Origin of the sequence: Pseudomonas sp. A1230, from assembly GCF_044218825.1 — a bacterium.
Taxonomy (GTDB): Bacteria; Pseudomonadota; Gammaproteobacteria; order Pseudomonadales; family Pseudomonadaceae; genus Aquipseudomonas; species Aquipseudomonas iridis.
Genome location: NZ_CP162582.1, coordinates 1,224,141 through 1,239,892, shown reverse-complemented (window position 1 = coordinate 1,239,892; position 15,752 = coordinate 1,224,141). Strand labels below are relative to the sequence as shown.

At 57.2% G+C, this 15,752-nt stretch carries 21 protein-coding genes; 3 read left to right on the top strand and 18 right to left on the bottom strand.

Annotation, left to right across the window (positions count from 1 at the left end):
- Positions 1-33: 33 nt before the first annotated feature.
- The 3 genes from AB4P97_RS05840 to AB4P97_RS05830 form a co-directional block, all read right to left on the bottom strand.
- A complete protein-coding gene (locus AB4P97_RS05840; protein WP_395602213.1) occupies positions 34-372 on the bottom strand; it encodes a superinfection immunity protein in 339 nt (112 codons plus the stop codon).
- 89 nt (positions 373-461) lie between these two features.
- Positions 462-1,412: a Bro-N domain-containing protein gene (locus tag AB4P97_RS05835; RefSeq protein ID WP_395602212.1), complete on the bottom strand. Its 951-nt coding sequence runs from the start codon at positions 1,410-1,412 to the stop codon at positions 462-464.
- A complete protein-coding gene (locus AB4P97_RS05830) occupies positions 1,393-1,557 on the bottom strand; it encodes an Arc family DNA-binding protein (protein WP_395602211.1) in 165 nt (54 codons plus the stop codon). The genes AB4P97_RS05835 and AB4P97_RS05830 overlap by 20 nt, the downstream gene beginning before the upstream one ends.
- Positions 1,558-1,670: 113 nt before the next feature.
- Here AB4P97_RS05830 and AB4P97_RS05825 point away from each other — a divergent pair, with 113 nt between their 5' ends.
- The 3 genes from AB4P97_RS05825 (at position 1,671) to AB4P97_RS05815 (ending at position 3,392) form a co-directional block, all read left to right on the top strand.
- On the top strand, positions 1,671-2,117 hold the full coding sequence (locus AB4P97_RS05825) for a helix-turn-helix domain-containing protein (protein ID WP_395602210.1): 447 nt from the start codon (positions 1,671-1,673) through the stop codon (positions 2,115-2,117).
- A 127-nt stretch (positions 2,118-2,244) separates the two neighbouring features.
- Positions 2,245-2,721 (top strand): hypothetical protein, encoded by a 477-nt coding sequence (locus AB4P97_RS05820; protein WP_395602209.1) that lies wholly within the window; start codon positions 2,245-2,247, stop codon positions 2,719-2,721.
- A gap of 125 nt (positions 2,722-2,846) precedes the next feature.
- Positions 2,847-3,392 carry a hypothetical protein gene (locus tag AB4P97_RS05815; protein ID WP_395602208.1) on the top strand — a complete coding sequence of 182 codons (546 nt, stop codon included), beginning with the start codon at positions 2,847-2,849 and terminating at the stop codon, positions 3,390-3,392.
- 138 nt (positions 3,393-3,530) lie between these two features.
- Here the strand turns inward: AB4P97_RS05815 and AB4P97_RS05810 are convergent, their stop codons facing one another.
- From AB4P97_RS05810 to AB4P97_RS05740, 15 genes are all read right to left on the bottom strand, one after another.
- Positions 3,531-4,094, bottom strand: coding sequence for a hypothetical protein (locus AB4P97_RS05810; protein WP_395602207.1), 564 nt, complete (start codon positions 4,092-4,094; stop codon positions 3,531-3,533).
- 529 nt (positions 4,095-4,623) lie between these two features.
- A complete protein-coding gene (locus AB4P97_RS05805; RefSeq protein ID WP_395602206.1) occupies positions 4,624-4,869 on the bottom strand; it encodes a hypothetical protein in 246 nt (81 codons plus the stop codon).
- A gap of 2 nt (positions 4,870-4,871) precedes the next feature.
- Positions 4,872-5,357, bottom strand: coding sequence for a hypothetical protein (locus tag AB4P97_RS05800; protein WP_395602205.1), 486 nt, complete (start codon positions 5,355-5,357; stop codon positions 4,872-4,874).
- A gap of 72 nt (positions 5,358-5,429) precedes the next feature.
- Entirely contained in the window at positions 5,430-6,350 is a 921-nt protein-coding gene (locus tag AB4P97_RS05795) for a phage tail tube protein (RefSeq protein WP_395602204.1), read from the bottom strand.
- A gap of 63 nt (positions 6,351-6,413) precedes the next feature.
- Complete coding sequence (locus tag AB4P97_RS05790; RefSeq protein WP_395602203.1) at positions 6,414-6,809, bottom strand: hypothetical protein; 396 nt, start codon at positions 6,807-6,809, stop codon at positions 6,414-6,416.
- Entirely contained in the window at positions 6,806-7,381 is a 576-nt protein-coding gene (locus AB4P97_RS05785) for an HK97 gp10 family phage protein (RefSeq protein ID WP_395602202.1), read from the bottom strand. Before AB4P97_RS05785 ends, AB4P97_RS05790 begins: the two co-directional genes overlap by 4 nt.
- Positions 7,381-7,740 (bottom strand): hypothetical protein, encoded by a 360-nt coding sequence (locus AB4P97_RS05780; protein WP_395602201.1) that lies wholly within the window; start codon positions 7,738-7,740, stop codon positions 7,381-7,383. Before AB4P97_RS05780 ends, AB4P97_RS05785 begins: the two co-directional genes overlap by 1 nt.
- A gap of 3 nt (positions 7,741-7,743) precedes the next feature.
- Positions 7,744-8,133 (bottom strand): DnaT-like ssDNA-binding protein, encoded by a 390-nt coding sequence (locus tag AB4P97_RS05775; RefSeq protein WP_395602200.1) that lies wholly within the window; start codon positions 8,131-8,133, stop codon positions 7,744-7,746.
- A 40-nt stretch (positions 8,134-8,173) separates the two neighbouring features.
- The gene (locus AB4P97_RS05770) at positions 8,174-8,758 is read right to left on the bottom strand and encodes a hypothetical protein (protein WP_395602199.1); all 585 of its coding nucleotides are present in this window, start codon (positions 8,756-8,758) and stop codon (positions 8,174-8,176) included.
- Between the two features lie 50 nt (positions 8,759-8,808).
- Positions 8,809-9,762, bottom strand: a complete 954-nt coding sequence (locus AB4P97_RS05765) for a major capsid protein (RefSeq protein WP_395602198.1) — start codon at positions 9,760-9,762, stop codon at positions 8,809-8,811.
- A 12-nt stretch (positions 9,763-9,774) separates the two neighbouring features.
- Complete coding sequence (locus AB4P97_RS05760) at positions 9,775-10,485, bottom strand: hypothetical protein (protein ID WP_395602197.1); 711 nt, start codon at positions 10,483-10,485, stop codon at positions 9,775-9,777.
- Positions 10,486-11,131: 646 nt separating this feature from the next.
- Entirely contained in the window at positions 11,132-12,178 is a 1,047-nt protein-coding gene (locus AB4P97_RS05755) for a phage head morphogenesis protein (protein WP_395602196.1), read from the bottom strand.
- Positions 12,168-13,586, bottom strand: a complete 1,419-nt coding sequence (locus AB4P97_RS05750; RefSeq protein ID WP_395602195.1) for a DUF4055 domain-containing protein — start codon at positions 13,584-13,586, stop codon at positions 12,168-12,170. The genes AB4P97_RS05755 and AB4P97_RS05750 overlap by 11 nt, the downstream gene beginning before the upstream one ends.
- Positions 13,587-13,594: 8 nt before the next feature.
- The gene (locus AB4P97_RS05745; RefSeq protein ID WP_395602194.1) at positions 13,595-15,082 is read right to left on the bottom strand and encodes a terminase; all 1,488 of its coding nucleotides are present in this window, start codon (positions 15,080-15,082) and stop codon (positions 13,595-13,597) included.
- A gap of 1 nt (position 15,083) precedes the next feature.
- Positions 15,084-15,692, bottom strand: a complete 609-nt coding sequence (locus AB4P97_RS05740) for a hypothetical protein (protein WP_395602193.1) — start codon at positions 15,690-15,692, stop codon at positions 15,084-15,086.
- Between the last annotated feature and the right edge of the window lie 60 nt (positions 15,693-15,752).

Here is a 15,752-nt window from a genome sequence, read left to right as displayed (position 1 = left end):
AACCCGCCGAAGCGGGTTATTGAAATTATTGAATCAAGACTGCAAAAGCTTCGCTTTCTCGGCTTCAAACTCAGCCTCCGTCAAAACACCCTTTTCCTTTAAGGCTGCAAGTGTCTGTAACTGGCTGATACGAATATTCGGCTCGACAGCAGTAGCCGGCGCTAATTTTTCCGGTTGCTTGAAAGCTGATACCGACCAAATCAAGGCTGCCAGCCATCCAATGAAGGTCCATCCCAAGAACAGATTCAGTAAAAAGATTCCCGTTCCGTTCGGATGATCCCGTTTTGCAGCGATGAAAGTGGGGAGGAAATAAGCGATGAAGGCGATCGCTAATAGGATAAATCCAGTTATCGGGCTCGACGCGTCGGACATGGTGAATCTCCCTGTAGATGGCAGCAATCTACCACCATCCGCAGGAAGCACCAAAACCCCGCAGGTGCGGGGTCGTGGCTCAGTTGAGATCAAGCAACAATTGCATAACCACCGGGTGAGCAGCCATTTGCGCGGTAGATGCTGTAAATTTCCGACCTCCGAGCATCAAGCGCGGCGAACGAACTTCGCCCCTCGTTGATCTGGTCGAAAACCCTCATCAGCACTCGCGAATCTAGAGTGCGCGCCGAAGCCAGAATCGCCTCGCGATCATCCATGAGACAGAAGTGGCGACTCATCAGCAGGTAGATGTGCGCGACTTCCTGATTGTTGAAGAACAGGCCGTCGATGTCGGGCCGACCGATCCACTCGCCTTCCAGCGCGTAGGCTGCGACGAAGTTACACGCGTCGGCCAAGCACTCAGCCGGGATGAGCGCGGTGCGGTGCACATTGAAGCGAGAACGCAAACGGCTTTTCATAGTCTGCTTGAAGCTGCGCTGGAGCGAATGAGGGACGGGGGAGGCCTTCTGATCAATCACGCGATCAAGGACATTTTCGCCGCTGGTGCCGATCACAGCGCCGACGAGATCGCCCATGGCGCCATGGTGATCTACGTAATGTCCGTGCTTGCGAATGGAGGGTAGGACTTTGTCACACACCCATGCCTCAAAGCGAAGAGCCTCTACTTTCCTGCTCTTGATGATTAGCCGGTAAAGATTTCCTTCATCGATGAAGGCTAGGCTGCGCTTCTGGCCCGAAGAGCTGATGTCGCGTTTCGCGATACCAGCTTCTCGGCAGTGCTTGGAAATGGCGTCGGGAGCATTACGATAACCAAGTATTGAGCAAACATCAGTAGCGCAAAACCAAGGCGCCCCACCTACCTCTTGTACACGAACACTCTTCGCTTCGAAGGCGAAAGGGATGACATTGTTAGCCTCTGTGCTAATATCCGACATGACGTTTTTCCTGATAGATTGACGTTTTGCTTCATGAGCCTCAAGCGTTGGCGCGCTTGGGGCTTTTTCATGCCTGCTGTTTTTCATTCTCCACCTCTTGCTCGAGGGATTTTCGAAGCCGGAAAACGATTTCGCCGCTCAGACTTCGGCCGTTTTCCGCGGCGCGCAGTTCAAGCTTCTCCCTCATCTCACACAGCATTCGGACAGCGGTGGTGATCTTTAAAGCCTTCATAACGCCTCCTTTTTTGCGTTTTGTGAGTTTAGTGCGTTTTGTGCGTTCGTCAAACAAATTTTGCTTTTTGTGCGTTTGTAGTACGCTTCTAGAGGGGTACACGAGGAGATGAAATGTCGACCGATTTTGCATCACGCCTAATCCGGCTGCGCGGAGACAAAAACTTAACTCAGCAAGAGCTTGGGGATGCTGTAGGGATCTCTCATTCACAGATTTCCAGATATGAGGCGGGCCAGGCAATGCCTCGCAAAACAGTGCTCAGGAAGCTAGCTGTGGTGCTGGGGGTGCCGGTGGAAGAATTCCAAAAGACAGACGACGACTCTCTAATAAGTGTTGGACTAATCACCCCAGAGGGTGAGGTTGATCGGTTCGATGTTGCCAAAGAATCAATCGATCGCTTGAGAGAAATTGCAGAGTCAGAAGGAATATCTATGGATTTAGCGTTCACATCCCTGCTTGAGTGGTACATGTCGAACCAAGATGGTGAAAAAATTTCTTTTGAAGAGACAATTACCAAGATGAGAAAGCAGCTCAAGAAAAGCTGGGGAAAGGATATATAGCGGTATTGCTTGGTAGGCCACTACCAGCACTACCCATCCTCACATCGCTCCACCTCACCAGCCAAAGACACCGCGTCTAACACATACATCACCTCGTCCACTTCGTCGCGAGGAAGTGAGTACATACATGAGATCCAACACTAAACCAGCAAAAAAATTATTCAAAATCCCCACACACTACTTAGCATCTGGCTACCTTTTAACAGTACTTATTCTAGCTTTGGGAATCTCCTTGAGCTTATATCTCAACGATTGGATGTGGCTCGGTAGATTCGGTGCTTTTCTCGTTTGCCTCGCTTTGATGTTCGAAGTCACCGGGCTTCCTGAGAAATTCGTTAACAAAGCGGTAGAAATGGCTGAGGAAATCACGATTGAGACGGTTTTTCATCAGATGATGAAGCACAACTATCTATACGGAATCAGCCCCGAAACAACTGATGAACAGTTGGCCGTGATTTTCGATCGAGAACACCGGCGCCGCTTGATCCTCACAAGTGACTTGATGATTAATACCATTAAGCAAAAAATTCAAAAACACGAGTTTTTTGTAGCATCGGTAGGAACCATACTTTGGGCCTTCGCCGATCTTCTGAACAAGGTGTAATTCATGGAGTACTCAGCACCAGGCCGCACTAGAACCTCCACATGCTTAATTCAACCCGAAGGGTTACTTATTCAAGCGAAGAACAATAACTTATTGCAACTTGCAAACTTATAAGAGCAGCCATTATGACATTTAAAGACACTGGAAAATTTATTGCGCTTATTTTGAGCATAGCCTTAACAACACAACAACTTTACGACTCAGGCTACAACAAGGGAAAAAGTGAAGCTCAAACTCTGATAGATGGATACAAACTTCGTCAGGAAGAGGCCGAAAAAGCGACCAAGGTGGTAGAGCAACAGGTCTCGTCCTTGAAGCTCGAGTTGCAGCGTGCGGTTGAGTTATCTACGCCGAGAGAGCAATCAGTTCCTGACATAGCTTTCATTGAAAAAAGCCTAGACATAAATACTAAACAAGGAATTAGCATTGCACTCGAACAAGGAGAAACAAAGTCTCCTTTTGACGATGGCTTTTATGTTTCCCTGCAAAACATTACCTATACCGGATCGCCCTCTAACCATGTTGCAACTTTGGTACTAGGCCGGAAGGGCAGTGAGAGCCGTCGCGTCGAAAATGCGACCGTAGGCGACGTTACGGTTTACGAAGGTTATGAAGTGAGAGTCATGAAAACGAGCACTTTCTCGGTAGGCGTACAAGTCGAGAAAATCTAAAAAATAGCGCACAAAAAACTTAAATTTATTTTCTTTTTTTGACTGTACCGACTTAAAAGTAGCACCTGTGAGCATGGGGTACAAAAAAGCCCGGCAGGCGCCCGGGCCCTGCTTATTCACAGAAATTGAAATATCCCCCTAAAGCGCCGGAAGCCAAGCCCGCATAGCGCCAGCCACCCCAGCGAAAACCTGATAAGCGCGGATAGGCACGGCAAGATAAGCAGATCCGATGATAGTGAGAACCCCCGCAAGGATAATTGCTCCAGTTCCCCGTCCGAGGATCTTTGGCAATGTCACCTCCTCATGAAACCTGATCAGCGCAAGACAGATATCGACACGTCGATCTGTAGATGCACTGAGCGCCTTAAAGGTACGTTCGTCTTGAGCGGCTACTTGTTTAATTTCGTCAATCTGCTTCTGAAGATGCTCATAGGGGTTTTGAGTATCGACCCCCATCATTCCAGCTGTAAATTTGAATGAGTGCGATCTGCCCTCATCAGAGGGTGGAATATACATTTCAAACTCTTCTTTCTTTGCTTCAGCTGCTTTCCGCCCGCTCATGAACGCTAAAATCATTGAGGTTCCGGCGGAAATCACCACGATCGCCAAGCCGAATTCAATGAACCAGTTGTCCTTGGAGAATCCGAGTCCAATGGACATTGCGATAATAAAAATCGGGGTCAGTGCTGCGATGTAGGCCAAGTGCTTTCTTCCTTAAATTTAGTCGCGCCATTGTATGTCAAGCGCACAGACTCGCCTGTACGAATCCTCAGTAGCGCCATTCCGATCACCGATAGTAGCCTCTTGCCTTCACGCAACGGATAACCCCAGTCCTTTGCCTGCAAGCCCAAGGACTGGGAGAGCGCCAATCTCGGCGCGTTTATGACCTGGAGGTCGGTATGAGCAGCTTTGAGGGAGCCCTGATTAACCATAGGGGCGTCACGTTTGCAGTCGTTATCGTAAAGCACCACTACACGTCGTCATCTAGCGCAGCGCAGCCGGTCCGCGAATCGTTCCAGCCGCACTTTCCAGGAGTGCCCGTTGTTCTGGCGTCACAAGATTCGCGGGGAACCTTCCGGTATCACGGTCGGCAAGATCTGGCCAAACTCCTTGCAGGACTTCAGCCTTCGCAGATTCCGTGGCGCAAATACCACACGTAACTGAGACCATTTCGAACTCGGCTCCTGCAGGCGTGAACATGTTCATTTTTGCTCCTGCGGGAGGTCCCGCGCTATGGTTGATCTTCATCACCAGCCAAACACACCGCATCCAGCGCAAACATCACATCATCAATCTCATCGCGCGGCAGCGGCGACGGATGCGAATCCAACCAGTCGGATATCTCCCGCGCCGAGAGCGGCAGCGGGAACGCCCCGGCCATGCCGGCGATGTACCGGCGCCCGCGAGACACGTTCCGGTACAGGTTGAGCAGGTAGGCGGTCAGTGGGTCATTCTCGGGCTCGTCGGGGATGGCCATCTTCAGGCGCGAGTAGACCGCCCGGCGCTTTTCGCTTTCGCCGCCCCACTCTTGCTCCCACTCGAATCGGGCAAGGGCTTTCCCACCGACTCAGCTCGCTCTTCGGCGGCATTGTTGGCAGCCAGCGCGCCTTCGCGCAGCACGAAGATGAAGAACTCGATGTTGTTTTCCAGCAGTTCAGCAGCTACGGGCGGGCTGTACTTGATCGGATTGCCGTCGGCATCCAGCACGCCTTCCCAGTCCTTCACGATGAAATGACTGAGCAGCATCGCGTGGTTCTGGTGCTCGGTCATTTCGCCGGCGACCACGCCCACCTGGCCCTCTTCAAACCGCGCGTCATTGCGCTGGATCCGGCGGCGCATGCGCTCAAGGGCGACTTGATATTCAGGGTTGTCGATGCTGGCGAGCAGGATCTTGGTGTCTTTGTCGAACTTCGCCCAGCGCTCACCGGCAGTGGCCGGCTTCTTCTTGCCCAGTTGCAGAGCCATTTCAATTCCTCAACGCCACGCCAATAAAAGAGCTCCCCCGGCCGGCGTTTGAACCGAGGGAGCCAAAGGGGTTTACGGGGTTGGATCAGCAGCTTCGCGGGTGATGGTCGGGCTGAGCTTGGCGACGGTGTAGTTCAGCGTGACCTCGATCAGATCGCGCTTACCGCCATTCGGCAGCTCGCCGTCCACTTCCACGGCTGGGAAGTTGAAGGTGTACTTGTTGCCCAGCGAGTCGGTGATCGGGAACACAACTGCGATTGGCGTCCGCGTGAAAGTGTTCTTCCAGATCTCCCAAGCCCGCTTCGACCAGGCCAGCGTGATGCTGCCAGTGATGGCGGCCTCGGTAGCGATGTGCGCGCCCGGGCCCAGGCTGTCAGAGCCAAGGCAACGCTGAGTCTGGAGGCTGTTGTCGAGGTTGACGGTCATTGCCGAGACGCACGCCACGCCTTCCAGCGACTGGCCATTGACCAGAATCGTGCCGACGTTGTTGTTCGACAGGAACGGCGTGGTGGTCGGCGCATTCGGCGAAACGACAATCGCGGTGTCGCCATCGGTGTAGTCCAGGCACGCCATGTTGAACGTGGCGGTCACCTTGCCTTCGGACGGGATGTCCAGCGCAAAGGTCGAGACGTGCGCGCCCTTGAACACGCCATAGACGCCGACGTCGTTGTAGCCCTTGGCGATGCTGAAGGTATGGCGGGTATCGCCTACGCGGAGCACGTCAGCCGTCCACACGCCGTAGAAGGCGGCTTCGAGCAGTTGGTCGAACGAGCCGAACGAGAACTCGGCCGTCAGATCGCCGCCGATATCGATGCTGGTAGCCACCGATCCCTGGCTCAGGCGGGTGTCGGTGATTTCGTCGCTGACTTCGGTGTTGACGGTTGGGGTCAACGCGTTGCCCGTGAGGCGCAGCGTGTCCCAGGTGCCGACGGGGGTAACGCCGGGCGTCACCTCCGCAATGATGTGGCTTACAACTTTTGCGCCAGAGCTCATTGGAGCCTCCTATTCGCGGGCATAAAAAAACCCGCAGGCGCGGGCGTGGCGGTTGCTTTGCTGTCAGCCGGCGCGAAACCGGATATTGACGTTGATTTGGTAAAAGCCCTCGAACTCGCCGGCGACCACCTGACTGGCTTCCATGCACTCAAGGTCGCCGGACATCCAGTAGGAGAAGTGCGCTTCAAGCGCGTCGGCCAGTTCGTTGATTGCTTTGGTTCCGGTTCGCTCGCGGGCGAAGCACTGAATGCTGATTTGCCCGGGCTTGCGCGTGTGCGGCCGGTCGGCCATGCCAGCCATGAATGCCGAGGCATACTGGATATTCAGGCGGCACCAGAGGCCGGTAGCCGGCGGCGTGAACACTTCCGGCTGGTTCGGGTAATCGATCCGCGCCTGGTCAATGCCGGTGAAGGCCACCATACGGCCGGTGATGAGCGCCCTGATTTGCTCGAAGGTCATTTGTAGGCCTCGGATACGCCGATAAACGCGAGGTCATAAACCCCGCCGGGCGCCTGCGTGGAATGCCCCAGTTCCAGCATCTCGCCGTAGGGGCTGTTGGTCTGGATGTATATGACGGGAAACTGGCCTGATGCCTTGATGAGCATGCTGCCCTTGCTGATCGTTTCGCGGCCGGATGGGTCGACGTTGTCGGTCACAGTCATGTCGGGCGTGCCGATCGATACCAGGTGACTGCCTCGGAACGTGCCGCCGATGTAGCCCTTCCCCGCTGCCTGTGCTTTGACGAAGTAGTTCTCTTCGCGCTCGCGCTTGGTCAGCTTCTTGAAGGCACGGCCACCGGTGCGCGCCGCGTTGCGTGCGTCGACGTTCGCGTCGTACGCATCAGCCAGCGCCACGTTCTTCGTGCGCAGCGCCACGTTGGACTGCCACAGGTCGGGGTTGCCGACCGGCGAGCGGTTCACCACCTCCGTGAGCATCGCTGTCGCGATGACGCGCGCCATCTGGGTGATGTCCTCGCCAGCCTGATCGGCGAAGTCCGTGAGGCTGTGGCTCCACCCCGCCTTGTTCGTCATCAGACTTTCCTCAGCTGGATCTCGTAGTGGGCGCCGGCCGGGTCGGTCTGGACGTTGACCACGTCGAAATCGTTGATCTTGTGGCCGATGTCCGGAACCCCGCCAATCGTTTCGTTGGTCAGCGCGATCAGCAGTTGGTCGGTGGCGCGGATGTTCACGCCGTCGACCTGTGCGATCTTGAATGCGTCGAACACACCTCGGCCGGTGTAGGCGATGACAACGGGGTCGCCCGCCGCCTCAGTGACCGGTTCCCACGTTCCCGGCAGCGTCACGCCACCGCTGAATGGCTTCACGGCGTCCGCCAGGTCAGTGTCGAAGGCTTCGGCCAGATCCGCCTGAATCTCTTCACGTAGGCCCATGCGTCACCTGTACACGTTGAAGCTGAAGCCGCTGACACGCCATGGCGCGAGCAGCCCCAGCGCGAACTGGACCCCATCGGGCAGCGCAGTGGATTTGCTGGTGTCGATCGATGCGAACGTCTTGCTGGTGGTCACCGATCCGGCCTTCACTGTCTTGGCCTCCAGCGATCCCTCGGTCTGCTGCTGGTACAGCTTGCCCTCAGAAGCGACAACCGCCAGCTCGGCGCCGGCCTGTTTCACCTCGTCCGGAATGGCGTCCATGTCGATGCCGACCAGGTTGAGCGAGGTCAGATAGGCGTTCGCCTGCAGCACGGCGCGGGTTTTCTTGTCGTCTGGTGCCCATGAAGGCCCGAGCTCGGCGTCCACGTCCGCCACGGTGATGTAGGTAGCCATCAGGCCTCCGCTTGAATGAGTGGGGCCGAAGCCCCGGGTGTTACTGGCTGGCCTTCAACAGAGCGAGCAACTCAGGCTTCGAGTCGTTGACCTTGTAGGTCACGCCCTTGGCGTCGAGCTGTTCCTTGATCTGCACGACGGTCAGATCATCGAGAGCTGAGCCGTTGTTCTGCGGTCCAGGAGTCAGCCGCGCGACTTCTGCGCGGAGCGAATCAACTTCACCCAGCAGTTCATCGCGCTTGCTCTTCAGTGAGACGATGCCTTCGTGAATAGAGATCAATGCATCGAACAGGCGAATCGGCAGTTCGCCGGCGCCAGGATGCTCCAGTGGCGCGACACCCTCGGCCGCTTCGATCAGCAGCACGATGCCGTCGCGCTCTGCATTCAACTTGTCGATCAGCTCCTGCAGCGCTGCGCCATCAACACCGCCTTGGCCGTCGATCACCAGGACCGGCACCGGAGCTGCCTGTCGCAGTGTCACTTCAGGCACATCAACAGCCTCACCCTCGCGGTCTTCGGTGACGTTCGCGTCGACGATGCGCAAACCGTATTCCTTAGCCAGCTCTTTCACGTTTTCCCGATACTGGTGGAACGGGCCGGGCAGATACCAGATTTTGTTGCTCATGATCATGTCCTCGCGGAACCGGGCACGCAGCCCGGCTCAGCAATTAGGGGTTACTTGGAAGCGTCACCGATCAGAGCAACACCGGCGGTGTGCTTGATGCTGGTGGCGGTCTTGTCCCAGTTGGTGCCGGTCGCCAGTTCGGCGTCGGTCGGAGACTTGCCGCCGGCGGTGGTGTCCCAGGTGTAACCCTTCAGACCCAGGCCGAAGGTGTAATCGGTCTGCAGCGTGGTCTCGATGCGTTCCTTGCCGTTGCTGATGATGTCGCGGCCGTCGTGCACCATCGCTGCGCCCTGCACCAGGGACAGAACGATTTCCTTGTTCGGCGTACCGGTCTGCATCAGCGCCGGCGCGTCAGTGACCACCGAGATCTTGCCGAGGATGTCCACGACGCGGACGTTGCCCGCTTGGAACAGCTGCTCGCTGTTGGTGAGCGCCTGACCGACCAGCTTGTGGTAGGTGGTGCCCTGCATGATCTGGGTGACCAGCGACTGGCTCGCATCGCCGAACTTCGCGTGAGCGTTGTTCAGTGCAGCCTGGCTGATGCCGGCAGTTGCAGACACGTCGTTGACGGCCGCGGCCTGAGCGGTGATAGCGGCCACCAGAGCAGCGATAGCGGTGTTCAACTGATCCTTCAGCAGGATCTCAGCGAACGCGCGCGATGCAACTTCGATGCCCTGCGCGGTTGGACGCTCCAGCCAGGTCATCTGCGATGGCTCGTAGCGGATCGGGCCAAAGCCGCCAGCCACTTTCACCGAGGAGTTTTTCAGCTCGGTCAGGTCAGTGATCGGTGCGGCGCCGTTGGCCGCGTAGCGATCAACGCGACGCTGGGCGGCAGCCAGGGTCTGGAAGAAAGACTCCTGAAGGAAGTCGCCGGTGAAGCCGTCAGGCGAAAGCAGGATGGCGCCACGGCTGGCAGCGTTGAACGCCACCAGCATCTGATCCAGCGTTTCGATGGTCGCCGGCATTACGTATTCGTTGAAGACCTGCATTTGCGACAGGGACATGAGTGATTTTCCTTATTTCTGAGGGAGGTCTGGGAACCGGCTCGCGATTGCGGCCTGTCGTTCCTCTTTGGTGCCGCCGATGTTTCCTTTTGCGGCCCCGCCGCCTTTCCCAGCACCGCCGGCCCCGCCGCCCGATGCCTTGCTGCCAGCGATCAGCGGACCGAAGGCCGGATCGTTGGTGAATTCTGCTTTCAGCTCGTCCAGCGTTGCCGCCGAGAGCTTGCCGGCCGCGTCCAGCACGACAACGGTTGGTTTCCCGTCGCGCTGTTCGACGCTGAGCCGGCGTTCGATGTGTGGAAGCAATGCCTTGGCGCTGCCAGGGATGGCCAGAGTGGTCGCGATCTCGGTAGCTGTGCGGCCCACGGTCAGATCCCGGATCTGGCCTTGAAGGGTGCTGTTGGTGCTTTCGAGTTGGCCGGTCAGCTCAGCTTCGCGGCGTGCGTACTTTTCGGACCAGGACTTTTCGAGCTCTTCGACGTTGCCGGACTTGCGCAGCGCTTCTTCTCGATCCAGTCGAGCCTGCTCTTCAGCAGCCTTGCGCTTGTCGGCCTCGGCCTTCTTCTCGTCCAGGAGCTCCTGAACTTTGGATTTCAGGCCGGAAACATCTTCCGGCTGTGGCAGTCCTTCAATGCCGAGGACGAACTTGCCGTCCTTCTCGACGTACAGGGCTGCTACCGATTCATCGACGCCTTCGAGGCTGTCCAGTTGGAATTTCAAGGTCATTGCTGTCTCCCAGAGACGTGGTGCAGGCCCGGCCTGCGAGCATAAAAAAGCCCCGTCATTGACGAGGCTTGTGTAAATCGTGGGAATAAAAAAACCCCGGCGACTGCCAGGGCTTTGGGGTCAGAAATCGCGAATTCGTGTAGCCGTTTTCCAATGAATCTAGTTACAGAAGGTCGAGTTACCAACTTGAGTACAAGAGTGCCCGTCAGAACCGTAAATCGTATTTCCGATCCGCGTTGCACTAGAGCCGTCGGAGTTGTACATCGTGTTACCTATCTGCGTACTCGTTCCGCCACTGGAGTCGTACGTGCTGTTTCCGATGCGAGTGGACGTCGAACCGTCTGAACCGTAGGTTGTATTCCCTATTTGGTTATAGGAACTTCCATCAGATCCGTACACCGTATTACCGATGCTATTGTAGTTTGTGCTTGGCTGTCCGTAGATGTAGCCCTGAGCACTGGCGCTAGCAGTGACAGTTGCTATGAGCAGTGAAGCGCCGATAAGAGGCCATTTCATGGCAGAGCTCCTTAATTGATATCAAGAAGCTATCAGATGAGCTTGACGCGTACAATCAGAGCTAGACCAACAGTACCCTCTTCGCTTCTATAATCAGTAGATGCAGTTGCGCCCTCCATCCCCGAGCTCCTTATCTTATGCCTGCCCGCTCAAAAGCCAGCGGCTCTAGGTCTTTCAACTGCTGGAGGGTGAGCGTCTTGCCGTTGTCGTCGATGAACCTGTCGAGGGTTAGCTCACCTTTGCTGAACAGCGCATACCGGTTCGGCCCGAGAATGTCTCGCTGAAACGCCGCAGGCTGCCGAGCCAGCCATTCCTGATAACTGGTCTTGCTCGACACCTGCGTCACCCCGTCAGGGCCTATTGATGGCCGCGTCGAGCCTTTGATCTCGCGTGCAAACTCGTCCTTCAGCACCGGAATCAGCGTGGTGCGGCAGCCCCAGTGATACGGCGGCTTCGGTCCATCCAGCGGGATAACCGTCTGGTCGACGCTCATGCAGAAGAGCGTGGTCTTCGAGTCCAGGGTCGCCACCCTGCGCATTCCCGCGAGGATGTCGTCGTTCGCCTTCAGCGTCTCCACCCGCGCCGTACTGGCGATGTGGTTGGTCATGGTGCGCACCAGTGCTCCAGCCTGATCTTGCTGAAGCTGGTGAATGCTCGTCAGCCGTCGGCTGATCTGCTGGCTCGTCTCACCCAAGCTGGAACCAATCTGAATCTCGCCGATGATCTCGGCCGCCTTCTTCGTGCCGAACTGGTCGAGCGCGCCGCTGATGCTGATGCGCTGGATGCCCTTGCGCGCTTCGAGCTGCAGCGGATCTGCCAGCGCCGCGGCGGAGATCATCTCGGCCGATGGCACATTGAGCTGAACCACCGCACGGACAACCTTGCCCAGCATCGTCGTGTTGAACTGGGCCTCGTAGGTGGCGAACTCGCCGAGATCCAGCTGAGCGCGCCCTTTGAGGTCGTCGTAGATGCCCCGCAAGTCGCCCTGAAGCGTTTCGATCTGAGTGTTGTACCGACGCGTACCGTAAGCGCTCAGGCCGTCCGAAACACGCTGCTTGGCGGTCTTGATTGCCTTGCTGATGAACGACGCCACGCGCTTTAGGTTTCCGCCGGCATACCGCTGGACGTAAATCTGGTGCCGCGTGGCGGCATCCTCAAGAAAGCCTTCATTGCTCATCGTTCCCGCCTACCGGTGGCGCGCTGGCCAGCTCTTCGTCAATCTTCTCGTCGGTGCGATCAGCCTCAAGCACGCCGCCCTGACGCAGGTTCACCCGGACATCGGACTTCGCAATGAAGCCCTGCTGCCACAGCTGCACCTGGGCAAGGATGTCTTGCGCGGTCATGGTTTCGTCGAAGAACGACTGGTTGAGCCAGAACACGGTGCCCTTTTCGTCCGGCGCATCCATCATGAAGCGCTCGGCGTCGAGAATGGCCCGCTTCAGGGCCTCGGATACGTTGCCAGCGATGGTGCCCAACACGCTGTTGTCCGAGCTGTACCGGATTCGAACAGCCTCTGCCGTCTCGGCGCCGCTGCCCTTCTGGACGACACGGGCGCCGATCATCAGCATCTGCTCTTCCTTGTCCTTCATCAGGGTTCGGGCGAGCTGGGTTTCGGTGGCCTGCAGCATGACTGCAGAACCGGATTTGCCGAGGTTATGCCCACGCCGTGAGCCAATGTGCATACCGCTCGGGTTCAGTTTCGCGAACTCGTCGGTGTCGATGCTGGTGGTGATGAACAGCGTCGGCTGGCTACTGATGAAGCCACTCTCCTCCACCGTGGCGCTGTTGCCGTAGTGCAGGATGTTGACGTCGGCCAGGTCTTCCAGAGGCGACTTGTCGATACTGGCGTCGTTGTTCTGGGCGCCGTAGAAGCTGAACGGGATGTGATCGAATGGCTGCCCAGATTTGTCGGTAGGCTGCGTCTCCTCGACACTTGCTTCGCCTTCCTTGTAGACGCGCTGTACGTATTTCCCATCGACCAGCAACAGGACTCGGTTCTGCGTATACGTCTCGCGGGACAGATCGGTAACTTTGAACTCGGAAACGCACTCCCGCAGGTTCACGTACACCAGGCGCTTTACGCCGTCGATCACCTGCTCATCCCAGTCGATGATCGACAGAGCGTCGTAGTGGTGGATCAAGGCGCGCTTGGTGGCCAGATCAGCCATGGAGCTGACACCGCTCTCGGTGGCGACGGTCGGGAAGTCAACAAGAAAGCCGCCTCGCCCGCTGTCCAAGCACTCGCCGACCGATTCCTTCGACAACTGCTCAAGGCTGGTGCCGTCGCCGCTGGCGTTCTCCTTCAAGTACCCCACCGCAGTCGGCAGGGATAGTTCGGCCGTCTTGCGAAAAACCGCCCCCATGAGACCGGTGCGCGTGCGACCGGTGATGTTGAGGAACATCGCCCGCTTCTTGTACTGCTTGTATCGAGCCAGATTTTCCGGTGATTTGTTTTCCGGGTCTGGCATTGGCAGGTATTCGTCGTGCTTGCGCACCTCTCGCGCACCGGCTACGCAGCGTTTCACCAACTGCCAGCCAGGCAGGGCTTGTGCGTACTCTGCCCGGGGAGTGCTGAAATTCGCCATGGATGGCCTCAGAAGCTGAATGTGACAGGAATGTGCGTGACTGCTACGCGCTTGCTCTTCGCGACTGCGAAGTATCGCCATGCGTCGGCAGGGTGAGACGCCCAGTCGTGAAGCGGCCGGTCTTTCCAGCACCCCTTCTTGTCGTCCCACTCTTTGCGGTAGTTCTCGAGCGCGGTGATGCCCTCTTCGCACTTCGCCTCGTCAAAGGCGCAGTGAGCGAGGATCTCGCGCGCTTGGTCGATGCCGTCGTCCACGCCGATCTTCGGAACGACCTGAAATGTCATGCGGTAGTGCTGGCCGTCGATCTCGTAGCCTTCGCGCGCCATTTCCCGACGGGTCTTGGCATCGCTGCCGAACTCGCGGTTGTCGATGTCGTGCGGACCCCAGTGCTCGGAGTAGGTGTAACCCTTGTCCTTCAACACCTTCATGTAGTGCCGCAGGCCTTCCCCGCTGTTCTGGTAGAAGTCGATGACGTGGTACTCGTTGCCGACCTGACGCACGAACCAGATGGCCGTGGAGTCGCCGACGCCGATGTCCCAGAAGGTCATCACTGGCAGGTGGCTGTTGTCTGGCAGCGTGCCGATGCGCTGAGCGGCGTAAAGCTTGGTGAACTGCTGGGCGTAGTAGGCGCCTTCAATCGACTGCTGGAAGGCTTCGGCCGGGATCGACGGGTATTCCCGCTTCATGTCGTCGCCGAGGGTCTTTTCCTTGGCGGCGTACCAGGCGCGCTGGCCGGGGTTCGTGTCGATGCCGTGCTTTGCGAACAGTTCGTTGAAGTAGTCGGTCAGCCGCTGCGGGATGATCGCCTCGGCCGGATCGAGCCAGTAGGCCTTGTTCTTCCACCAACTGAAGAAGAAAAACTTCCAGTCCAGCTTGCCCAGCGGCGTGCCGGAGAGCAGTTGCTTCTCCGCGCTCTGCGAGTACTCGAAGAAGTAGCCTGCCCGCCCCTCCGCCGTCGATTCAATCGTGACAAAGCAATCGGTGGCGACAGCCTCGAAGGCTCCGGTGACGATCTCGCGCGCCTTGTGGGGAAACTTGGCGCAGATCTTCCCGAACTCGGAGACGTGCAGGTAACGCAGCGTGCCGCCCCGGAACGAGGTACTGACGTAGAGCGAACCGCCCTTGCTGAATACCAGCTCACCGGCAGCATCGTTGCTCGCAGGGTTCGCGGCGCGGATCTCTTTCGGCAAGTTGTCGTAGGCGTACTTGACCTTCTCCCGAAACAGACGCTTGGCGTCGTTCAGGGTGTGGGCGATCAGCGCGCACTTGGCCGACTCGAACAGAGCGGCGTCGAGCTGGATGATGCAGCACTCAGTGGTGAAGCCGAGCTGACGAGCCTTAAGGATGATGTTGCGGGTATGCATCCCGTCGAAGTATTCAATCTGCTCGTCCGTCATCCGGAAGCGAGTCTTCTTCCCCTGCTTGTCGGTGATGAAGTAGAGATTGTTCAACCGCCAACGCTTATCCCGGAGCAGCTTCAAGTGCTCGGGCTTCATGTCAGGCGTCCTTCGATAGATCGTCCATCATTTTGGACAGCTCGTCAGCGTCATTGCCGCCGGATTTGGTGTCAAGGTCGTAGGCTTGGCGCTCCAGCGAGATCAGGGTCTTCAGCGTCTCCGCCATTTCTTTCATCGTCTTGGAGCGGCCAGGTAGGTCGATGATCTTCTGATAAAGGTCGTTGCGCTTGTCCTGCCCGTTGTCATCCTCGGAGCGCATCAGCTCGCCGAGCTCTTCGAACAGGTGGCGGTTGTCGGTCAGGCCTTCCAGCTCATCCAGCAACTTGTTGGTCAGTCGCCGACCCCGCGAGATGTCGCCGCGATGAGCCATGCGGATGTTCGCAATGACCTCAGCGTTGACCTCGATGATCTCTCTTTCGGTATCCGCCTGTTTGCTGGATACCTCAGTGGATACCGTGCGTTTGGATACCAACGCATCAGCCTTGGCTTGGATCTTTGCCTTGAGGTTTCGCTCCCATCCATCCCGCTTGGCGCGCTTGTTGATTGCGCCGTGGGTGATGCCTTGGGTTGATGCGATCTCTCGGATGGAAAGCAGACCAGCCCGGTAGGCTCGTTCGATCGCCTCCCAGTCGGGTTGCTTGGTTGTCATGGGACTCTCTGATACTTGTAATAGTGGCTGGTTGCCGGTATTGGTGGGGTTCAACTCACA

What these genes read in the sequence shown, in the direction of transcription:
- AB4P97_RS05840 (WP_395602213.1), bottom strand. Translation starts at nt 372, where the DNA reads ATGTCCGACGCGTCGAGCCCGATAACTGGATTTATCCTATTAGCGATC.
- AB4P97_RS05835 (WP_395602212.1), bottom strand. Translation starts at nt 1,412, where the DNA reads ATGAAAAACAGCAGGCATGAAAAAGCCCCAAGCGCGCCAACGCTTGAG.
- AB4P97_RS05830 (WP_395602211.1), bottom strand. Translation starts at nt 1,557, where the DNA reads ATGAAGGCTTTAAAGATCACCACCGCTGTCCGAATGCTGTGTGAGATG.
- AB4P97_RS05825 (WP_395602210.1), top strand. Translation starts at nt 1,671, where the DNA reads ATGTCGACCGATTTTGCATCACGCCTAATCCGGCTGCGCGGAGACAAA.
- AB4P97_RS05820 (WP_395602209.1), top strand. Translation starts at nt 2,245, where the DNA reads ATGAGATCCAACACTAAACCAGCAAAAAAATTATTCAAAATCCCCACA.
- AB4P97_RS05815 (WP_395602208.1), top strand. Translation starts at nt 2,847, where the DNA reads ATGACATTTAAAGACACTGGAAAATTTATTGCGCTTATTTTGAGCATA.
- AB4P97_RS05805 (WP_395602206.1), bottom strand. Translation starts at nt 4,869, where the DNA reads ATGGCCATCCCCGACGAGCCCGAGAATGACCCACTGACCGCCTACCTG.
- AB4P97_RS05800 (WP_395602205.1), bottom strand. Translation starts at nt 5,357, where the DNA reads ATGGCTCTGCAACTGGGCAAGAAGAAGCCGGCCACTGCCGGTGAGCGC.
- AB4P97_RS05795 (WP_395602204.1), bottom strand. Translation starts at nt 6,350, where the DNA reads ATGAGCTCTGGCGCAAAAGTTGTAAGCCACATCATTGCGGAGGTGACG.
- AB4P97_RS05790 (WP_395602203.1), bottom strand. Translation starts at nt 6,809, where the DNA reads ATGACCTTCGAGCAAATCAGGGCGCTCATCACCGGCCGTATGGTGGCC.
- AB4P97_RS05785 (WP_395602202.1), bottom strand. Translation starts at nt 7,381, where the DNA reads ATGACGAACAAGGCGGGGTGGAGCCACAGCCTCACGGACTTCGCCGAT.
- AB4P97_RS05780 (WP_395602201.1), bottom strand. Translation starts at nt 7,740, where the DNA reads ATGGGCCTACGTGAAGAGATTCAGGCGGATCTGGCCGAAGCCTTCGAC.
- AB4P97_RS05775 (WP_395602200.1), bottom strand. Translation starts at nt 8,133, where the DNA reads ATGGCTACCTACATCACCGTGGCGGACGTGGACGCCGAGCTCGGGCCT.
- AB4P97_RS05770 (WP_395602199.1), bottom strand. Translation starts at nt 8,758, where the DNA reads ATGAGCAACAAAATCTGGTATCTGCCCGGCCCGTTCCACCAGTATCGG.
- AB4P97_RS05765 (WP_395602198.1), bottom strand. Translation starts at nt 9,762, where the DNA reads ATGTCCCTGTCGCAAATGCAGGTCTTCAACGAATACGTAATGCCGGCG.
- AB4P97_RS05760 (WP_395602197.1), bottom strand. Translation starts at nt 10,485, where the DNA reads ATGACCTTGAAATTCCAACTGGACAGCCTCGAAGGCGTCGATGAATCG.
- AB4P97_RS05755 (WP_395602196.1), bottom strand. Translation starts at nt 12,178, where the DNA reads ATGAGCAATGAAGGCTTTCTTGAGGATGCCGCCACGCGGCACCAGATT.
- AB4P97_RS05750 (WP_395602195.1), bottom strand. Translation starts at nt 13,586, where the DNA reads ATGGCGAATTTCAGCACTCCCCGGGCAGAGTACGCACAAGCCCTGCCT.
- AB4P97_RS05745 (WP_395602194.1), bottom strand. Translation starts at nt 15,082, where the DNA reads ATGAAGCCCGAGCACTTGAAGCTGCTCCGGGATAAGCGTTGGCGGTTG.
- AB4P97_RS05740 (WP_395602193.1), bottom strand. Translation starts at nt 15,692, where the DNA reads ATGACAACCAAGCAACCCGACTGGGAGGCGATCGAACGAGCCTACCGG.